Genomic DNA, 19,364 nt, shown 5'->3' on the forward strand with positions numbered 1-19,364 from the left:
GGAGACGTGGTCCGACACACACGCCGGCACCACGTGGAAGCTGTCGATAGGGCCCTCGACAATCCGAAACGGTCAGCCGTCGATTCTCGGCGTGGCCCTCGCCGCGTTTGTGTCCCGCACTCCGTACCGTCGTCTGCCATATTTTTTAGGCATACCTAACAATATAAAACGTCTGCGATTTTTAGGACAGCCTAATTCAATCCCCGGAGCGGCGACAGATCGGGAACAGTCGAAAACCCCTGACGAGTCCGTCGCACAGCACTTGGGCCCGCTACCGGGGAACTGAGATCCTTGATCACGCTGTCTCGAACCGACTCAGTCAGTACGGTTGGCCGATTTGATATTGCATTATGTAGTTTATGACGGTAACGCTCGGCCCAGCTCCGACATGTCGACGGACGGCCAACGGAAGGTAAGTAGCGGCTAAAGCGTCCTACTCAGTAAATTCGGTAATCGAATCGAACGCGTCGGTCGCCAGCTGTTCGGCGACTCCGTCCCTGTCTACATCGCTGATTTCCTGCGGGTACTTTCGTTCGAAATAGCTCACGATGTTCTCGACATCGCGAGTTAGCAGTTCCCGGGCGTTTTCGTGGTCGGTCGGGACGGCCTGCGGCCAGTCGAAGACAACGACGCCCTCGTTCGTGACGAAGACGTTGTACTCGCTCATGTCCGCGTGGACGTACCCCTCGCGGTATGCCGTCTCCATCTCCTCGAGCACGAGATCTAGAATCGGCAGTACCTGTTCCGTTTCGAGTTTCGTTCGGGAGAGTTCGACGCCATCTATTTTCTCCATGACAATCGCATGGCGGTTCGTGTCAATGGGTTGTGGTACTGACACATCCGGATACAGCGTTTCGAGGGCATCGTACTCCCGTTCGGCGGCCTTCCGGGCGGTGTAGAGCCACGAGACGTGATCGCGGTCGGCGGTGTACTCCCGCTCTTTCATCACTTCACGGAAATTGGTGTACCCCTCGCGGTGGTATTTCAGCGCCACTGGTTTGTACGACTGGGCCTCGTACACGTCGCTCTCCTTGCCGACACCTAGTGGCGACCCCACCCCTTCGATTGTGTCGCGCTCGGCAAAGGTATGCAGCGCGAGCGTGTCGTACCCCTCGAACGTGAGTTTGAACCCCTCGTACTGGATGGTCTTGCGTTCGACTAGCCCCCGGTCTGCACACCGGTCGAGTCGGTAGTCGACATCTTCTGTCGTCAGCCGGGAGAACTCGGTCAACTTCTCGCGGGCGACGTACTCCGAGAACCGCATCCCCTGTTCGACACCAGAGAGCAGATGGAAGTCCTCGGGTTCCAGCTCCGCCATCACTGAAGCCACGTTCTGGACCATTAGGGTTCTCTACTGGGCCAACTGGTAAAAGGCCGACGCGTTCGGCAGATCACATTAGTAAACCAGTAACCGCTATATTAAAATACGATTCCCCCGCCGCCGTCCGGGTGGTTACCGGAGTATCGATGTGTCGATCAGTGCCGTCTGGGTCCGAGCAGGTCCGGTTCTGTGAGGTATCCGATGTTGGTCTTGTGGCCGCTCCGTGCCGGCGTGTCAAACCCGGTGTCGTGCCGCCGTGCTGAGCGCGATGCCAGCAGATAGTGAGTAACGGGACAGTTCCCCTGCACAGGATATCTCAGCTTTAGTGTTGTTATCTAACGACCCACACACGGTACCTGTTTTCGGCGTTCTGCGACCAAAACAGCACCCGGGTCAGTACTACACCGAGTAAGGTAGGCGTTAACCCACATGACTACATATTTGCATAGTGCCACTATCACTCGGATGTTACTGCTGTACCGCCGTTTCTGTGGTTTAACTCACGGCTGTGGACTCGCAAAAACGGCTTCGAACGGTTGCAGTTCTGCGCTCATACGAACTCTGTTTGTGGGGAACGGTACGGACCAATCAATCCGCAAATACGATCCTAACCACGGAGGCTGTACATGTAATGCGAACAGTGATTGCCTTCGGCTACTGCATATGTTCTAAATTAGTCTCTACTTTTGGTTGCCTGTAACACAAACATGTGGTGTGAGCGGACGAAACAAAGCCCAACTCAGAGATCTGCTTCGCTCGCTTGCTCTTTCCCCCCACGATAGACGACTCGCGTTTCCGGTGTTGTTTGCCGTCGGCACCCAGCTGTACTTTTTCCTGATAATCACACTCAATTTCGCTCGACCGCCCATGGCACCTGACGCTGGTATTTTCCAGCATCTCGGCTGGTATTTGACGCGCGGGGGACGGCTGTACGTCGACGCATGGGAACCGAAGTTTCCGCTGTCCTACGAGACAACTGGAATACTGGCATTGCTGTCCGGCGGTGACATGTATCAACTCCATTTCCTTAGCGTGGTGGTAATGAGTGCTGCGGTGTGTGCAATCGTCGGACTCGTCGTGATACTCGTCCACGACATCACCGGGGACGATATCGCCGCGCCGCTGGCTGGCCTGTCGATGTTCCTGTTACCGGGGTTTGCCGTTCGGCCGGCGTATGGATTCAAAGCGAAATATCTCCTCGTCCTCTGTGGGTTACTGGCGATATATCTGTACACGCGTGGCTACCCGGCACTGAGCGGCGTGGCCGCGGCAGCCAGCGTTGGCTACTGGCAGGCTGGGGTTATCTTCCCGCTGGTTGTGGTCGGTTTAGCGATCCAGCAGCGCGATATGCAGTCGCTTGAACGCGTCGTCGCAGGCGGCCTTGGTTTCACGGTCGTCATGTTGATGCCAGTGTTTCTCCTCTGGCATTCGGTCTCGGAGATGGTCGTTCAGGTTTTCCTCGTGCCATTACAAACGGAGGAACACGCGTCGTTGCTCGCTCGACTCGTCGCCGGTGTCGTCCACTTCAAATGGGCGTCACCGCTCGTCCTGCTCGGTGGGCTCGGCCTCGCACACACCACCCGATGCTGTTTCACTGGTAATGACGGCGTTGTCGGGCGTACCGACTGGTGGGTTCCGGCCGGTGCAGCGTGGTTCGCGTTTCTGATACTGTTCGTTGATTTCGAGACTGGCGGCTACACCGACCTCATTCCGGGGCTTGTGTTCGTCGCAATCGGTATCGGTATGATCGCTACGATGCTTCGTGACAGGCAACAGACGAAGTATCTCGGCCTCGCCCTCGCTCTGGTTCTCGTGGTGAACGTCGCCTTCCTCGGCAGCGTCGGCGTTGTCTTCACGTCCGTCGAAACGCCGGGACCGGAGCCGATGTCAGACCTTCAAAGCCACGACCTCCCGGCGGCCTATGATGAGGCCGAGCCGGTACCCGATATCCGGTACCTCTACTGGCAACAGAGCGAGCCGTCGACGTGTCACTACCGACTCTCGGTGATGGAACTGCGGTGGCTCGACCGAATCGACTCGTCGGTAGACAGCCGCTGTCTCGACTTTGGGACTGCCAGAGCCCGACTCGCAAGCGGCTAGCCGTTATGACTCCGCGGAGTCGTATTCGGAGAGCGACGTTTGCGTCGTTTCGACCGTGCCCGTAATGATGTAGGGTACGATAACCCGGAAGAACTGTGCGATGAGGACCAGCAGGATCGGGCCTAAGAAGATCCCGTAGAAACCGAACGCGATGGGCCCGAGGATGTACGCGAACATCAACAGGCCGACGTGGGTCAGGTCGCCGCTGACGTACGGCCGAATCAGGAAATCCGGGATAGTGTCGACGACGACCAGTGTGACCACGAGGAAGAGGGCGACCCATGCTAGGGCCGCCGTCTGTCCCGTGACGACCGCCGAGACTGCAAGCAGCACAGCGACGGGCAGGTAGACGATCTTCATCCCGACGACGGGGATAAGACTCCCGATGCCGGTGAGTGCGCCGACCAATGGTGCAAACGGAATTTGCACTGAGCCGGGAGCGACCAGATTGTACAGCGAGAACACGAAAATCCCGATGACGCCCGTCACCAGTGCGTTCAGGATGTTCCCGAAGAGAATCGAGGACAACTCCTCGTCGACTGCTGCCGCGTACTCTCTGAGGACGCCCGACCCGTCGAAGGTGTCAAGGAACCAGCCGACAAGCCGCGGTCCGTCGGTGAGCAGGTAGTACGTTCCAGCGAACATGATGAACACGCGAAGCAATAGCGACGTGAGCAGACTCACCGATCCGATGAGCGTATCGGAGACACGCCCCAGCCACGACTGGACAGTCGCGTTTCGCAGTAGGTCGATCACCTCATCCGGCCCCATTGCCAGCACTTCGCTGAGGCCGAGGTCGGTCAGCGGTCCCGGCAGCGAGCCACCCTGCAGATCCTGAAACTGCGAGAGGTACGCTGCGCCTAGGCCACCCTCGCCGAAGAAAGCCTGTAGCTCGGGGATAATGAGAACAAGGGTGTAGCCTACCAGAATCACGAACGGCAGGAGAAAGAAGAAAATCGTGGCCGCCGCATGGACCTGTTTCTGGTAGGGAACAGCCCGATTCAGGAACGACTCTGGCAGTGGGAGCCGCCCGAGCCGTCGGTAAATCGGTCGGCTGGCGTAGTACAGGAAGACAGTAAACACCAGCGTCGGGAGGAACTGGGACAGGACGAGTCCGACCACGAGAAAGAGTGCTACGCCCGCGATAGCAAGGAGGATTCGCCGTCCGAGGTCGGTACTATATTCCATATGTTTTCACTACAACATCTCGATGAAAAATAAAACCACCGGTCAGCCCGATGGCTGTCAGAGTGAGCGGCGCAACACGGGTGGGTTCACGCCATCGGCTGTGGCTACAGCCCCTCGAACTGGGTGATCGCCTCCCGCCAGTCTTCGGGAATCGGGCGCGAGGATTCTGTGTCGCGGTCGTATGTGACGACGGTTGTTTCTCCGGTCGCAGCCACACCATCTTCGGTCCGGATCTCGTACTCGAAGGGGAAGCTCTTCTTGCCGAGACGTGGAACCCGGACGGCGACGGCGACTGAGTCACTGATTTGGACGGGCTGGATGTAATCGACTTCGAGGTTCGCGATGACCATGCCAGTACCCGACTCGCTGCCCGAGAGCAGCGCTTCGCCACAGTCGACCACGTCGTGCAGATAGTCGATGCGAGCCTCCTCGAAGTAGGTCGCATACGTCGCGTTGTTGACGTGGCCGTACGTGTCGATGTCCGTGTACCGGACCTCGACTTCCGTCGTGTACTCGAAGCTCATGCCAGCAGTTCCGCGTGTTTCTGTTTGAGCTTCTCGATTTTCGGCGGGATGGTCAACTGGCAGTAACTCTGGTCCGGGTTCTTTTCGAAGTAGTTCTGATGATACTCCTCGGCGGGATAGAACGTCTCCAGCGGTTCGACTTCGGTGACGATATCGCTGTCATAGCCCGGCTCTATCTCCTCGATGAGGGCTTCGACGGTTTCGCGCTGGGTCTCGTCGTGGTAGAACACGGCCGAGCGGTACTGCGTGCCAACGTCGTTGCCCTCCCGGTCCTTCGTCGTCGGGGTATGTGTCGTGAAGTGGACCGCGAGCAGGTCTTCGTAGCTCACCTCGTCCGGGTCGTACGTGAGCTGGACGCACTCGGCGTGGCCCGTTTCCCCGCGACAGACCGCCTCGTAGCTGGGGTCGGCGACGTGGCCGCCGGCATAGCCCGAAACCACCTCGGTCACGCCGTCGATCTGTTTGAACACTGATTCCGTACACCAGAAACAGCCACCCGCGAATGTCGCTTGTTCAGTCATCACCGGACGTACGTGCCCGGCGTACAAAACTCACTGGCTACAGTCGGACCGGACAACTGCTAGCCTACCGGTCGACCTCCCCCATGATGGTGTCGAGGCTGCCTATCGTCGCCACGAGGTCGGGAACGTACTCACCGCGAGCCATCTCGGACAGCGCCTGAACGTGTGAGAACGAGGGGCCGCGGATCTTGAACCGTGCGGGGGAGTCCGTTCCGTCCGAGCGGATGTAGATGCCGAGCTCTCCTTTCGCGGCCTCGACGGCGCGGTAAATCTCGGCGTCGGGGTCGGGTCGGAGCGTGCGGGGAACGTTCGCCTGTATCTTGCGATCGTCTTCCGGCCAGTCCTCCAACAGGTCGACACACTGGCGGATTATCTTGGCGGACTCCTCTACCTCGCGCAGGCGCACGAGCAGGCGTGAGAAGTTGTCGCCGCCCTGCTCGGTGACGACAGACCATTCGAGTTCGTCGTAGTAGCCGTAGGGGTCGTCCCGGCGGAGGTCGTAGTCGACGCCGGAGGCCCGCGCGACCGGCCCAGTACAGCCGAAGGCCTTCGCGGTCTCGGCTGAGAGGTGGCCCGTATCAATCGTCCGCATCTGGAGGATCTCGTTGCTGGTGAGCATATCGTGGTACTCAGTCAGTTTGTGGGGAAGGTCATCGAGGAACGAGTGTATCTTCTCGAAGAACGCCTCGCGAGGTTCGGGCAGATCCCAAGCGACGCCGCCCAGCCGCAGGTAGTTGAACATCAGCCGCTGGCCGGTGAGGTCTTCGAGGATGTCCTGAACGAGTTCGCGGTCCCGGACTCCCCACTGGAAGGTGGCGGTGAACTCGCCGACTACGTCCAGCGCGTAGGTCGCGACCGCGAGCATATGCGAGAGGATGCGCGAGAGTTCGCCGCCCATCGTCCGGATGACCTGTGCGTACGCCGGCACCTCGATGTCGGCGAGGTCTTCGGCCACCCGGGCATAGGCCCACTCGTTCAATAGCCCAGCACCGCCCCAGTCCCAGCGGTCCGGATACGGCATAATCTGGTGGCGGTAGGTGCCCTGCTGGCACATCTGCTCCTCACAGCGATGAATATAGCCGATGTCGGGGTCGACGGCCGCTACCTGCTCGCCGTCCAGTTGCACGTTCAGGTGGAGGACGCCGTGAGTTGAAGGGTGGTGTGGCCCCATGTTGAGGTGCATCGTCTCCGGCCCCTCACGGCGGTCTTCGAGCAGGCGCTCATGTTCCCGGAAGGAGACGATCTGTGGCTGGTCCTGATTGTAGTCCCGGCTCAAGGGGTGGCCCTGCCACGTCTCGGGCAGGAGAATGCGCCGGAGGTCTGGGTGGTCCTCGTACTCGATTCCGACCAAGTCGTAGGCCTCTCGTTCGTGCCACGCCGCCGTCGGGTACACGGGTGTGGCCGACTCGCTGGTCGGGGACTCCTTGGGCGTCGGAACGACGACCGAGAGTTCCTCGGTCGGGTCAGCGTAGCGCCGCAGATGATAGATCGTCTCGAACCGGTCAGCGTACTCTTGTGCGGTAACGCAGGCACAGTGGTCCAGACCGGCATCCTGTTTCAGCGTCGAGAGGACGGTCTGTACCTCGTCGGCACGGATGACAACGGCCGGAGCGTTCTCGTGGTGTTCGGTAGAGAGGACGTAGTCAGCAATCGGCTCGATAAGCGGATGGATGTCGTCGGTACGGTGGGCTGTCTGGGCCATCTCAGTGGCCATGCGTTCGGCGTTCGCGTCCCTCGGCCTGTCCCCTCACGCCCGAGGTTATTTTAAATACCTCTCGGAACAGTCCGGTATGAAATACGTCACACTCTCGCTGTGGATGGCTCCCGAGATACGCCATCCGATGCAGCAGTTCGTCGTCGAACACGACGGCTACGAGGCGAGCTATCTCCTCCGGGGCAACGACATAGGCACCGACCTCCAGACGCTACTGTTTCACGTCGACGGCTTCCCGCCAGAACCCTACCGGGCGGCGCTGGAACAGGCCGACACCGTTCAGGAGTACGCGATCTCGACGTGCCCCGACGAGACGTTCTACCTCTACGTGCAGGATTCGCCCTCGTCGACCGGCCACGACCTCGTCGACGCGCTCACACGGGCCGGTCTGGTTATCGTCTCGCCGATTGCCTACCGCAGTGATGGGACGGTCGACCTCACGCTGGTCGGTCCGGGCGGGACGGTCCAGCAAGCAGTCGAGACGGTGCCCGACGGCGTCTCCGTCGACGTGCGAGAGGTCGGGGAGTACGACAGCCGACGCCTTGATACCGGGGCCGCACTCACCGACCGGCAGTTCGAGGCTGTCGCCGCCGCCGTGGATTGCGGGTACTACGCTGACCCCCGCGAGGGCGGTGTCGACGATGTCGCCGACGAACTCGGCTGTGCACCCGGAACTGCTGCCGAACATCTCCGGAAGGCCGAAGCCCATGTGATGGCTGACATACTCGAACAGCAGCCTCCCTCAGTGGAGTGAGTTGCTGTCCAGAGAAACTGCCGGAGCGACTGACTACCGTACCGTCCCGAAAAACTATAAACTCCGGAACAGTGCCTTCTAATGCTGGATTGCGAACATACCACAGGGGCCAGCGGTGGCCCAACTCAGGACGACACTGACCATGGACACAGTAACTATCGACGACGTACCGGTCGAACGGAACCCGATGCAGGTACACGACATCCGCAAGCCCGTCTCCCGGAAACTCGGGACCGAACATTTCGCGGCGAACTACTTCGAACTCGAACCCGGCGACTCCTTTTCGGGGAGCCTCCATCGCCACCACGATCAGGAAGAGGTGTTCTACATCGAGCAAGGACAGACCACCTTCGAGGTCGGCCTCGACCGCGAGGAGGTCGACGTTTCTGGTGGCGAACTGATCCGTTTCGAACCCGGCGAGTTCCAGCAGGGGTACAACTCCGGCGACGAGCGTGTCGTCGGCTGGGCCTTCGGCGCGCCCGGTGCGACCCACGACTGGGACGATCTGGAATCGAGAGCGTACTGTCCGGAGTGCGACGAAGAGACGACCCAGAGCGTTGCCATCGCTGACGGCCGATTCGAACTCACCTGTACCGACTGCGGGAACGTTCAGGGCTAACAGCCCATTCGCCGCTTTTTCGCAACACAGACCCGAGTGCGAACGACCAGAATGGGGGCGTCGTCGGCGCTACGTGCCGGGAGTAGAGACGAGTCCGTCCGAGAGAGTTGCTCTCACGTGGTGCGGAAAGACGCGAAGCGGCCGATGACGGCCGAGGCTTGCTGGCTCTTTGCAGGAGCAATACCCTCGGCGGTCGTTCCAACCACTGCTAGCCCACAATTCATATCGCATCGCGTCACGAAGCCCGGGTATGTCACTGGCCGATCTGGAGTGGCGCGTCATCGGTGCGGAAACACGACCCGGACCGATGACCATGGCGCTGGAAGCGGCCGCTGCCGAGACCGTCGCCGCGGGCGGTCCGGCAACGGTACGGGTGTACACTTGGCCCGATACGCTATCGCTGGGCTACGGACAGGACCCCGACACTATCGACTGGGCGTTCTGCGAGCGCGAGAACGTCGGGGTAACGCGACGGCCAACCGGCGGGGGCGCTATCTATCACGACAGCGTGGCTGACATCTCCTATGGCATCATCGCGCCGGCCGATGCCGTCCCGGGTGACCTCATGGACTGCTACGAGCAGTTCTGCGAGCCCGTCTTGGACGCGTTCGAGCGCATGGGCGTCGACGCGTCGTTTGCCGACGACAAGCGGGCAGCAGTCCACCAGCCGGCCTGTTACCTGCGGCAACTCCACCCGGCCCACGACATCGTCGGCCCGGACGGCCGCAAACTGAGCGGGAACGCCCAGTACCGCCAGAAGGACGCCGTCATCCAGCACGGCTCCCTGTCCGTTTCGCTGCGGCCCGACCGTCACTGCGGCTGTTTCACTGCCGACCCCAACTCGGAGCGGTTCGCCGAACGCGTCGGAGCGATAGACGAGTACGTCGATATCGAGCGTGGGGAGGTCGTCGAGACGCTCCGGTCGACGCTGGCCGAGTGGGTCGATGCGACGGAGGGGTCGTGGACGGACGATGAACTCGAACGCGCACGCGAGCACGCAGAGGAAAAATACAATACGGACGAGTGGATACGGCGGTCGCCCTGACACCACTCGTCGCTGCGTGGCAGAAGTGAGGCGTCCCGACCGCTTCGACCTCGAATAGGTGTCCCGCGTGTTTTTGCTCGGTCCGCGGTCAGAGGGTTTCCTCGATAAACTGAGAGACGATGCGGTCCTCAGCAGTCCGGAGTTGATACTGCACGGTCGACCGAGGCTCGTCCAGTATCGATGCGAGGTCCTTGACCGAGACCGCTCGCGGCCGCTCGTAGTAGCCATGGGTTACGGCGGCCTTGAGCACCCGCCACTGCTGGGGCGAGAAGTCTGTCGCAACCCGTTCGGTGGCCTTCCAGTTTCCGGCACTGGTGATGTGGGAGACGGAAAGCGTGACGCCATCGCGGAGGCTCGACTCGATTTTGTCGTACACCTCGCCGATGGGATTTGACCCCGGATAGAGAACGCGCCAGCGGTACTCGTCGCCAGTTCGCCGGGATTCGAAGATCGTCCCCTCGCTAACGTGCCGATGCAGGAAACTCGGTAGCGACTGACAGCCGCTGATTTCCCGACGTAGCGTGTACACTGTCCGAGATGTTTCCCCGCGGTCCAGCACGTGGTACGTCCGCGCCGTCTCACAGCTCACGACGTCGAAACACTCGTTACAGCGGTCTTCGTCCAGAAAGACCTCGTCGAACGCACGCAGAGCCTCAGGCGTCCCTTTCGCGTGGTCGAGTCGCCACATGTGGTTGTCACCGACGAAGATGGCCGATGACCATACAGAGAGGTTTTCGTGTTGCCTGAACACGTCCATCAGGCTATCGGCACCTGCGTCGAACTGCAGGACGAACTCGAACTCGCGTGTTTCATCTACTGCGGGCTGTGTCCCAGTCATTTGGCTATTACTAACTTAGAAGGAGATGTACAAGTCGGTTACTGGCCCACTGGATTCACTAGAGCCTTGTCAGTTGGCTTTTGACTAAGCTACAGTAGTCGATTGACTGTGACCGCACGCCGCTAATAATGGGTCTGTGGGAGCGGACTAGCGGGCAGTCCTGACAACGGCTCTACGTCATCGTTTTGTGGCAACCCGGCCAAGTAGTGGCATGGTCCCGTCCCCCGCTGATGACGACTCTGCTGACACCGCTGCCGGTCCTCAGGCAACTGACGGCCGCGTCGCACAGCTTTCCGAGGAAGAACTGTACGCGACCGTCCGTGTCGCAGCCGAGGACGCGGTGCTTGGCGCGTTCGGCACGCTCATGCTGGTCGGTATCGGCGTCGTACTGGCCTCTTGGGGCGCAGCGTTACTACTGTCAGGAACGCCGCTTCCGGCGGCTATCGGCGTGGTACTTGTCCTGTTCGGTGCATACCTCGCGCTATCGAGCCTCCGCATGATCCCGCCCGTCCGTGAGTGGGTCTGAAGCAATCGGATCTCTCTGTTCACCGGCCTGTTGTCCCACTCCGACGAACCCCGGACACGAGCTATGACCGCCCGTGACACTCCGGAACCTCTTTTGTCGGGCATCACCGACCGGTGTGCATGGTACAAGTCGGGGCACACACCTCTATCGCCGGCGGGGTCTACAACGCCGTCGAGGAACAGGTCGAGTACAGCGGCAACTGCGGGCAGATATTCTCCCATTCGCCGCAGGTCTGGCAGGACCCGAACATCGATGATGACGAGGCCGAGCGGTTCCGCGATCTGGCGGCCGACCACGGCGTCGGCCCGTGGGTCATCCACTCGTCGTATCTGGTGAACCTCTGTACGCCCAAAGACGACCTCCGTGAGAAATCCCTCGATTCGATGCAGAAGGAGGTCGACGCCGCCGCGAAGCTGGGCATCGACTACGTCAACGTCCATCTCGGAGCCCACACTGGCGCGGGCGTCGATGGCGGTTTGGACAACGCTGCCAGTGTTCTGGACGATCTCGACATCCCCGAGGGCGTCACTGTGTTGGTCGAGTCCGACGCCGGTAGCGGGACGAAACTCGGCGGCCAGTTCGAGCATCTGGCGACGGTTCGCGAACGAACCGATCAGGACATCGAGTTCTGTCTCGACACGGCCCATATGTTCGCCGCGGGCTACGACCTCTCGACGCCCGAGGCCGTCGACGAGACGCTCGCGGAGTTCGACGAGGTCGTCGGCGTTGAGGACCTCGCCTGCGTCCATCTCAACGACTCGAAACACGCCTGTGGGACGAACAAGGACGAACACGCCCACATCGGCGAGGGCCACATCGGCGAGGACGGGATGCGCGCGTTCGTCAACCACGACGCCATCCACGATGTGCCGCTGGTGCTTGAGACGCCGACCGAGGACGGCAAGAGTTTCGCTTGGAACATCGAGCGCGTGAAGGAACTCCGCGGCGAATAGGGCCGTTCGACCGCGATACTTTTGGGGGCGACCCGACTCTGCAAATCTGTGCGCAGGTTCTCCGCCGACTACCTCGAAACCACTCGCAGGGGGATGTGGGGCGACTCCCGCGCAGCGCTCTCGGACCTACGGCTGGACGAGTGCGAGCGTGTCCTCGACGTGGGCTGTGGGACCGGCGAGCTGACCCGCGTCCTCCGCGAGGAGACCGACGGAACGGTCGTCGGCCTCGACGCGGATACGGACCTGCTTTCCGCCGCCGGTGACCCGACCGTCTGCGGGGACGCGACACGACTCCCTTTCGACGACGACAGCTTCGACCTCGTGGTGTGTCAGGCACTGCTCATTAACCTTCCCGACCCCGAGGTCGCGGTCCGGGAGTTCGCTCGTGTCGCTACCGACCGGGTGGCCGCTATCGAGCCGAACAACGCCGCCGTCACCGTCGAATCGACCGTCGACGACGAACCGGTACTGGCCCGCCGCGCCCGCGGGCGCTTTCTCGATGGCGTCCGGACGGACGTCACCCTCGGTAGCGACGCCGCCGACGTGTTCCGCGATGCGGGGCTGGCCGTCGTCTCGACGACCCAATACAATCAGGAGCAGCGCATCGAGCCGCCCTACGACGACGCGGCGATGCAAGCGGCCCGGCGGAAAGCCACCGGAACCGGACTGGCCCACGACCGCGAGACGATTCTCAACGGCGAGACCACGCCGGCCGAGTACGACGCGCTCCGGGAGCGCTGGCGGTCGATGGGGCGAGACGTAATCGAGCAGATGCAAGACGAGTCATACGAACGCCGCGAGACGGTCCCGTTCTTCGTCACTGTCGGCGCGGTTCCGTGACCCGCTCGTTTTCGGCTTCGGGGAGCAGATAGCCCGCCAGTTTGTAGACCGCGATGTCCAGCAGACTGGCGAGCACTCCGACGACGCCGCCGACGACAGCGGCGACACCGGCCCCGATGAGAAGGACCAACAGCACCGACTGGAGGCGGATCCCGCCGCGCTGTAGCGCCGGCACGAGCGCCACCGCGAACAGGCCCAGCAGGAACGCGATGCCGGTAGCGCACCCGGCTACAATCCCGTGGAGGGCGAGAGCTTGCGGCGGGGCATCCCCGAGCGACACCCGGCTATGGACCCACCGGACGGCCAAGACGAACAGCGCCCAGAGGTAGCAGAAGACGGCCACGCCGACGAGGGTGTTCAGCCCGGCGAGCAAGTCGGCGAGGTCGCCGCTCGCGTGGGCGGCGAGGACGCCGAGCAGGACGAACAGGGCGGTGTCGAACGTCGCGAGCGTCCACGTCGTGAGCGACGGCATTCGGGTGCCGGCCCGTTCCGGGTTACGCGCGCTCTCGGTCGCCGTTCCGCCGACCGAATTCCGCACACGCTGGTCCTCAGCCATGTGCGAGGACCTCCGCGAGAGCGACGATACCGAGGAGGATGGCCGCCGTCGCGCCGTAGGCCCGCGAAAGCGTTCGCCGAAGAGCCGGGTGCAGGTCGTCGAACGTGTCCTCGCGGTCACTGGCCTGCACGAGCAGAAGCGTGCGGACGACCGACCCGCCGAAGAGGGCGACGACGACCACGAGTTTCACCAGCAGCGTCTGTCCCCAGTCAGTCCCGGGACCCGGCGGCCCGAGCGCGCCGAGGTTGCCGACGCCGGTGAACACGAGCACGCCGACACTGCCCCAGAACAGCCACTCGAACTGCTTCGCGGGTGCGAGCGAGGTGACAGCGCCGCTCCGATAGCTCTGCCAGAGGACGGTCGTACCGCCGACGAGGGCCGCCATCGCGAGCACGTGGAGGGTCCGAATCGGAAGGGCTCCCATAGCTATCAGCTCACCGGCAGGTCCCAAAGAACATGGGGGTTACTCCAACCGGTCGATTGTCACGACGCCCTCGCCCGTCGCCACGTTGTACCGCATCGACGGGTCGACGGTCAGGCTGACGACGCCGCTGTCAAGGGCGTCCGGGCGCTCGAATCTGGCGACTGTCGTCCGAGCGGTGAAATCACTGGTGTAGACACAGGGCTGTGTGTAACAGCCGAACGCGTGGACGCCGTCCGCCGTCTCCTCGATACGCTTCACGTGGGGAACGATAGACCCGGAACCCCAGCCGGTCTGGACGACGAGGGCGGCGTGAGTCCCGAAGTCGGTGTCGGCGGCGAGGCTGTACGCGTCACCGCTGTCGTCCCCGAACCGTCCGATGTCGTCGGCCTCCGTCAGCAGTGTCGCGTAGAGCTGGTCTTGGTCGTCGTCTGGGGGACCTTCCAGCCCGTCGTCGGCAAACAGTGTCCCTCGGGTCGACTCCTGCTCGAACGACAGCGACGGCTCGGACGCCATGTTCGCACAGAGATACAGCGGGTCGCGGTCGCCCTCGCCGGAATCGTCGATGTGGCATTCGACGTCCCCGACCTCGTACGGCGGCGTATCGACCCGGCTCAGGTCGTCGGGCAGCCCATCTGGCGTGTCTGTCGGCGTTTCGTCGTCAGTGGCTGTTTCCGTGTGCCCGTCATCTGTCTCGGTGTCGGGATCAGTTCCCGGCGACGGATGCGTGCGTGTCTCCGTGCCGCCGTCACCACTGCTGTTCCTGCCCGGAGCGAGACACCCGCTCAGGGCACCTATTGCCGCACCACCGACCAGTCTCAGGGTCGCTCGTCGCGTCCGCTTCATACGACTGCCTTCCCGTGGCGGGGGTGTATCCCTTCTGTTCGCTCAAAACCGCGTTGTAGTTGCCATGGGCTGTGTTCGCGTTTGGTGGCTGCCACACTGTGCGATGTCGCCCGCCGATAGAACCTTGCAGGGCGAGCGGCTACGACCGACACGGACCGATTCGCGTCTCCCCATGATACCACCGCTCGTCCGCCGCTGTCCGGACTGCCGACGCATGACCTTGCGCTACCGATTCGCTGCCGTCGATGACAGCGAGCGCGGTTCGCGACTCATCGAATGTCCCGCCTGCGGACACCAGTTCCCGACGGGTGACGCGCCGTGGTTGCAGTAACGGTGTGCCAGAGCCCGCGATGAGCACCTACACCACGTCGCCCCGAACCGTCGCGCCCTCCTGCTGTGCCCGGTACTCCTTGACCGCGTCGGCGGCGTTGCCGGCCTCCGTCTCGTCCATCCCGAGCATCGACAGCGACTGGGTCAGCGTCGGGAAGACGAACTCGTTGTCCCGGAGCTTCTGGAACGCGTCGGGGGAGCGTTCGCCGTCGAGCCACAGGCAGGCCCCGCGCGGGTCCAGAATCTGCTCGTAGTCGTTTCGCATCTTTGCGCCCTTGAGCCGCTGGGTGACGTTGTCCTCGAAGGAGGCGTTACACACTTCCAGATGGACCGGTTCGTCGTCGTTCAGAAGGTGGGCGGCCAGACATTTCTCGGGCGCGGCGTGTCCGTTGGCGTTCGCGCGGATGTACTCTGGATGCTCGTCGGCCCACGCGGCGCGGACGGTTTTCCCGACGCCGTCGACGCCGTGGCTGCGCTGGAACTCCTCAGCTCGCTCCGGGGCGTCCTTGAACAGGATGTCCTTGGTGACGTACACGTCCAGCCGTTCGACCGGGTCCAGCCCGAGCGCCACGTCGCCGTAGACCCACACTTCCCGGACCGGGACCGGCATCGTCTCCTCCGCGACCGTCGCGACGATTTCCTCAACCCGCTCGACTGCCTCCGGACGGTCCAAACTCATTGGTGTCTCTACTGGGCGGGCGGCCTAAACGCTGACTCTCCGCGCACGCGATGCAGTGAGTATCAACCCCGGACGTGGTCCGCCGCTATTTTGCTGCCTTTGACACAGGCGACGGTCCCCAGCCCGGGCCACGTGGTGTCGCCGGCGAGGTAGAACCCCTCAACGCCTATGCCCTGTGGGATGGCCCCCTGATTCGCGTTTGCCGGCGTCTGCTTGTATCCGCCGACCGCCCCGCGGGGTCTGTTCGTGAACTGTTCGTAGGTGACCGGCGTCGCCACCTCGGAGACGACCGGGTCGGTCCCGAGGTCGGGATAGACGGTCCGGCCGCCCGCAAGCAGTTGCTCGCGGGCGGTCGCCTTCCTGTCCTCGTAGGCCGCCTTCTCAAGATTCTGCCACGGCTCGACTGCGCAGTGAGTTGACAGCATGACCGCGCGGTGCCCTGCCGGTGCGCTCACGTCGTCACCCGGCGCGGAGACGGAGACAAACATGTTGTTCCCGTTGCCGAGTGGTTCGTCGTAGTCCTGTAGAATCTGGTGGTGGGTCCGCTCGCGGCCGTCGACCTCGGCTGTCGGGACGCCGAGAAAGAGTACGAGCGCGCTCCCCTCGTGGGCCTCCAGCATCGAGCAGTATTCGTCGAGCCTGTCGCCGACGACCGTCGGCGCGAGGTCTTTGGTGACGGGGGCCGGGACAGTGCTGACGACCTGTTCGGCGTGGACTGGCCCCGCCGCGGAGTCCACACAGAAATCGCCGTGACTGCCGGTCACTGCAGTGACGGTACGTCCTGTCTCGACCCGTCCGCCGATATCGGTGTACTGTTCGACGAACGACTCCCAGAAGCCGTACATCCCGCCGACTGCTCGGCCCAGCCCCGTCCGGTGGATTGTCATGCCGAGGACGGCATTCAACAGCGGTGCTTCGTCCAGCGAGGCATGGACCGTATCCTCGACGAGCATCGAGACGACCGCACGGAGCGGTCGGTCGTCGTACACATCGTGGGCACGCATCGCGTCAGCCATCGTCCAGCGGAGATATCTTGCCAGCGGGAGGTCCCGGAGACCGACCGCTCTGGCGTTCCGAATGAGGTCGCCGACACTCTGTATCGGCATCTTGATGTCTTTTCTGGTGAGTTTCCAGAGCCGCACCGAGAGGTCGTCGATGAAGTCATAGAACGCCAGCTGTCTCTGGTCGTCACCGAGTTTCGCCCGCCGCTCCTCGTCCCAGTCGGTGTGGTCGCGATACAGCGTCACCGTCTGGTCCGGGAGCCAGACGTCATAGGCGTCCTGTATCGCTATTTCTGGCGGCTCGAAGTCGACGGCAGACAGCAACTGACCGCCGACGCCCGCTGGAACGAAATCGACGAGGGTCGTCGCGCCGACGTCGAATCGGAACCCCGCTCGCTCGTAGTAGCCCGCACAGCCGCCGACGCTGTGGTGCTGTTCGAGGACGACCGTCGAGTAGCCGTCCGCCTGCAGGCGTGCGGCCGTGCTCATACCCGCCACGCCACCGCCGATGACGACCACGTCTGCGGACTCAGTTCCCATGGTTGCCCGGCCACGGGACTGTTCCACCTTTGACCGACGCGAGAGGACTGACGCGTTTGATTGCGCTTGGTTGGACCAAAACCATTGATTCAAATACAAGTCAGGCGGCCTAAACGTTTCCCCTCCAGAAGCCGAACGCTGATTTACCAGTGCTGTGTCGCTACTGATATGTCCTCCGTCCAGACGCAGTTCCGGGACCTGACTGAGTGGGTAGCGGGCACCTCGCCGCTGTACGCCCACCTCTGCCGAGAAGCCGCCGAGGACCCCGCCGTTCTCGACCTCGCCTCAGCGGTCCCCGAGGGCCGTCAGGCTCCGCACCTCCTGCTCGCCGCGGTCCACTACCTGCTCGACCGGAATCCGGACCACCGGCTGGCCAAGTACTACCCGAGCATCGTCGCGGACCCGCGAGACCCGGACGACGAGTGCTTCCCGGCGTTCCACGAGTTCTGTCTCGACCACGCCGACGACATCCAGCCGCTTCTGGAGAAGCGGCGCACGCAGACGAACGCGGTGCGCCGGAGCGCGGTCCTCTATCCGGCCATCACACAGGTGGCCCGCGCCGCCGACGGCCCGCTCGCGCTGGTGGAACTCGGCCCGAGCGCCGGCCTGAATCTCCTGTTCGACCGCTACCGCTACGACTACGACGGCCGTGTGGTCGGCAACCCCGACTCACCGGTCACCATCGAGAGCAGCGTCCGGGGCGGCGACCCGCCGTTGCCCGAGACGCCGCCCGCGATTCGCTCCCGGGTCGGCATCGACCGCAATCCGCTCGACGTGACCGACGCGGCCGACAGGGACTGGCTCCGCGCGCTCATCTGGCCGGAACACGAGGGTCGTCGCGCTGTTCTGGACGGCGCACTGGCGGTCGCACAGGACGACCCGCCCGAACTCATCGAGGGTGATATGCTCGATGACCTGCCGGCGGTGCTCGATGGGATCCCGACCGACGTGCCGGTCTGTGTCGTCAATACGCTCGTGCTGTATCAGGTCCCCGAGCAACTGAGCGAGGCCCTGTCGGCGTTCCTCGAAGACCGGATGGCCGAGCGGCCGCTGCACTGGCTCACCGGCCGGCGGGACCTCTCCGGCGGCGAGTCGGTGGCGTTGGACTGGAAGCGCCGGACCGGTGGCGGCATCAAGACGACACACCTCGCCGACTACGAGCCACACGGCGCGTGGCTATCGTGGCGGCCTGACGGCTGAAACTCCGCGGGTACTGCCGTGCATTCACGCGTGCTTATGGACCTGCCTCTGGAAGAGCAGCCATGCAGATTCGCGTGTACGACGAGGGGGCTGCCCGCGACTGCCTGCTCGTCCTCGGGTGGGGGAACCGGTGCAGACACCAGAACGTCCAGTGGCTCATCGACCAAGTCGCCCGATCGTATCGCGTCCACGCCGTCGAACTGCCGACACACATCACCGACTACCGGCGGGAGTGGGTCGAGCCAGTCCGGGAATACGCCGCCGACCTCGATGCCTTCGACCTGCTCGGCCACAGCGCCGGCGGGCTGACAGCGGCCCATCTCGACGCTGATGCCGTCGGAAACAGGGTGTATCTGAGTCCGTGGTGGGACAGCGACTTCCCGGTACCGACAGCGGTGCTCGACGCCGTCGCGTCGCTGCCGAGTAGCCGGCCGTTCATCCCGGTCGACACTCTGGACGCCGAGGCGATTGGTGACTTGGCGACGGCCCGGCAAATCACAGAGGGACCGTCGGCGTTCTCACCGGCGTTCCTTCGGACGGTGCTACGGGCACAGCGGTCGCTGCCACCGGCCCGGGACACCGCGACGGCGTTTTGCTCGCTCACGGACGCAGTTGTCGACCCGCGTGCCGTCGGCGAGCGTCTGCCGGCCGACCGCATTCGGCTGTACGACGGCGGCCACGAACTGTTCTCGTCAAGCGGCCGCGCGGAGCCAATCGAGACCGTCCTTGCTGCGTTACAGCACGGGCCGGACGCGCTGTGAGTGCTGTCTGCGGCCGAGTCAGTGCGCCCGCCGTTCTGGACCCGAGACGAAACCCTCTCACCACTGCGGCCACGACTACCCGTCACG

Annotated in this window: 21 protein-coding genes; 9 read left to right on the top strand and 12 right to left on the bottom strand. The window is 63.1% G+C overall.

Going from position 1 to position 19,364, the window contains the following annotated elements; all coding sequences use genetic code 11:
• Window positions 1–433 precede the first annotated feature (433 nt).
• A complete protein-coding gene (locus tag Har1129_RS17670; protein WP_151102035.1) occupies window positions 434–1,342 on the bottom strand; it encodes a serine/threonine-protein kinase RIO2 in 909 nt (302 codons plus the stop codon).
• Between the two features lie 846 nt (window positions 1,343–2,188).
• Here Har1129_RS17670 and Har1129_RS17675 point away from each other — a divergent pair.
• Window positions 2,189–3,421, top strand: coding sequence for a DolP-mannose mannosyltransferase (locus tag Har1129_RS17675; protein ID WP_151102188.1), 1,233 nt, complete (start codon window positions 2,189–2,191; stop codon window positions 3,419–3,421).
• Window positions 3,422–3,424: 3 nt separating this feature from the next.
• On the opposite strand, the gene Har1129_RS17680 is transcribed toward Har1129_RS17675, so the two are convergent.
• From Har1129_RS17680 to Har1129_RS17695, 4 genes are all read right to left on the bottom strand, one after another.
• Entirely contained in the window at window positions 3,425–4,609 is a 1,185-nt protein-coding gene (locus Har1129_RS17680; protein WP_151102036.1) for an AI-2E family transporter, read from the bottom strand.
• A 104-nt stretch (window positions 4,610–4,713) separates the two neighbouring features.
• Entirely contained in the window at window positions 4,714–5,133 is a 420-nt protein-coding gene (locus Har1129_RS17685) for a thioesterase family protein (protein WP_151102037.1), read from the bottom strand.
• Window positions 5,130–5,654: a peptide-methionine (S)-S-oxide reductase MsrA gene (gene msrA / locus Har1129_RS17690; protein ID WP_151102038.1), complete on the bottom strand. Its 525-nt coding sequence runs from the start codon at window positions 5,652–5,654 to the stop codon at window positions 5,130–5,132. The genes Har1129_RS17685 and msrA overlap by 4 nt, the downstream gene beginning before the upstream one ends.
• A 64-nt stretch (window positions 5,655–5,718) precedes the next feature.
• A complete protein-coding gene (locus Har1129_RS17695) occupies window positions 5,719–7,356 on the bottom strand; it encodes an NADH-quinone oxidoreductase subunit D (protein WP_151102189.1) in 1,638 nt (545 codons plus the stop codon).
• 88 nt (window positions 7,357–7,444) lie between these two features.
• On the opposite strand from Har1129_RS17695, the gene Har1129_RS17700 reads away from it, so the two are divergent.
• The 3 genes from Har1129_RS17700 (at window position 7,445) to Har1129_RS17710 (ending at window position 9,786) form a co-directional block, all read left to right on the top strand.
• Complete coding sequence (locus tag Har1129_RS17700) at window positions 7,445–8,122, top strand: helix-turn-helix domain-containing protein (protein WP_151102039.1); 678 nt, start codon at window positions 7,445–7,447, stop codon at window positions 8,120–8,122.
• Window positions 8,123–8,264: 142 nt separating this feature from the next.
• Window positions 8,265–8,741, top strand: coding sequence for a cupin domain-containing protein (locus Har1129_RS17705; RefSeq protein ID WP_151102040.1), 477 nt, complete (start codon window positions 8,265–8,267; stop codon window positions 8,739–8,741).
• 250 nt (window positions 8,742–8,991) lie between these two features.
• The gene (locus Har1129_RS17710; protein ID WP_151102041.1) at window positions 8,992–9,786 is read left to right on the top strand and encodes a biotin/lipoate A/B protein ligase family protein; all 795 of its coding nucleotides are present in this window, start codon (window positions 8,992–8,994) and stop codon (window positions 9,784–9,786) included.
• A gap of 88 nt (window positions 9,787–9,874) precedes the next feature.
• Here the strand turns inward: Har1129_RS17710 and Har1129_RS17715 are convergent, their stop codons facing one another.
• Window positions 9,875–10,624 carry a helix-turn-helix domain-containing protein gene (locus Har1129_RS17715; RefSeq protein ID WP_151102042.1) on the bottom strand — a complete coding sequence of 250 codons (750 nt, stop codon included), beginning with the start codon at window positions 10,622–10,624 and terminating at the stop codon, window positions 9,875–9,877.
• A gap of 211 nt (window positions 10,625–10,835) precedes the next feature.
• On the opposite strand from Har1129_RS17715, the gene Har1129_RS17720 reads away from it, so the two are divergent.
• From Har1129_RS17720 to Har1129_RS17730, 3 genes are all read left to right on the top strand, one after another.
• Window positions 10,836–11,150 carry a hypothetical protein gene (locus tag Har1129_RS17720; RefSeq protein ID WP_151102043.1) on the top strand — a complete coding sequence of 105 codons (315 nt, stop codon included), beginning with the start codon at window positions 10,836–10,838 and terminating at the stop codon, window positions 11,148–11,150.
• A 119-nt stretch (window positions 11,151–11,269) separates the two neighbouring features.
• Complete coding sequence (locus Har1129_RS17725; RefSeq protein WP_151102044.1) at window positions 11,270–12,103, top strand: deoxyribonuclease IV; 834 nt, start codon at window positions 11,270–11,272, stop codon at window positions 12,101–12,103.
• A gap of 93 nt (window positions 12,104–12,196) precedes the next feature.
• On the top strand, window positions 12,197–12,943 hold the full coding sequence (locus Har1129_RS17730; RefSeq protein WP_151102190.1) for a class I SAM-dependent methyltransferase: 747 nt from the start codon (window positions 12,197–12,199) through the stop codon (window positions 12,941–12,943).
• Here the strand turns inward: Har1129_RS17730 and Har1129_RS17735 are convergent.
• The 6 genes from Har1129_RS17735 to Har1129_RS17755 form a co-directional block, all read right to left on the bottom strand.
• On the bottom strand, window positions 12,921–13,499 hold the full coding sequence (locus tag Har1129_RS17735; protein WP_151102045.1) for a hypothetical protein: 579 nt from the start codon (window positions 13,497–13,499) through the stop codon (window positions 12,921–12,923). The two genes, Har1129_RS17730 and Har1129_RS17735, sit on opposite strands and share 23 nt — an antisense overlap.
• Window positions 13,492–13,923: a CopD family protein gene (locus Har1129_RS17740; protein ID WP_151102046.1), complete on the bottom strand. Its 432-nt coding sequence runs from the start codon at window positions 13,921–13,923 to the stop codon at window positions 13,492–13,494. Before Har1129_RS17740 ends, Har1129_RS17735 begins: the two co-directional genes overlap by 8 nt.
• A 39-nt stretch (window positions 13,924–13,962) precedes the next feature.
• Entirely contained in the window at window positions 13,963–14,766 is an 804-nt protein-coding gene (locus tag Har1129_RS17745) for a hypothetical protein (protein ID WP_151102047.1), read from the bottom strand.
• A 139-nt stretch (window positions 14,767–14,905) separates the two neighbouring features.
• Window positions 14,906–15,124: a hypothetical protein gene (locus Har1129_RS20760; RefSeq protein WP_191906098.1), complete on the bottom strand. Its 219-nt coding sequence runs from the start codon at window positions 15,122–15,124 to the stop codon at window positions 14,906–14,908.
• The gene (locus Har1129_RS17750) at window positions 15,125–15,775 is read right to left on the bottom strand and encodes a hypothetical protein (protein ID WP_151102048.1); all 651 of its coding nucleotides are present in this window, start codon (window positions 15,773–15,775) and stop codon (window positions 15,125–15,127) included.
• A gap of 62 nt (window positions 15,776–15,837) precedes the next feature.
• A complete protein-coding gene (locus Har1129_RS17755; RefSeq protein WP_151102049.1) occupies window positions 15,838–17,316 on the bottom strand; it encodes an NAD(P)/FAD-dependent oxidoreductase in 1,479 nt (492 codons plus the stop codon).
• Between the two features lie 168 nt (window positions 17,317–17,484).
• Between Har1129_RS17755 and Har1129_RS17760 the strand changes: the two genes are divergently transcribed.
• Both Har1129_RS17760 and Har1129_RS17765 read left to right on the top strand, forming a co-directional pair.
• Window positions 17,485–18,516, top strand: a complete 1,032-nt coding sequence (locus tag Har1129_RS17760) for a DUF2332 domain-containing protein (RefSeq protein ID WP_151102050.1) — start codon at window positions 17,485–17,487, stop codon at window positions 18,514–18,516.
• 62 nt (window positions 18,517–18,578) lie between these two features.
• Window positions 18,579–19,277: an alpha/beta hydrolase gene (locus tag Har1129_RS17765; RefSeq protein ID WP_151102051.1), complete on the top strand. Its 699-nt coding sequence runs from the start codon at window positions 18,579–18,581 to the stop codon at window positions 19,275–19,277.
• Window positions 19,278–19,364 lie beyond the last annotated feature (87 nt).

The sequence above is a fragment of the Haloarcula sp. CBA1129 genome, from assembly GCF_008729015.1.
Taxonomy (GTDB): Archaea; Halobacteriota; Halobacteria; order Halobacteriales; family Haloarculaceae; genus Haloarcula.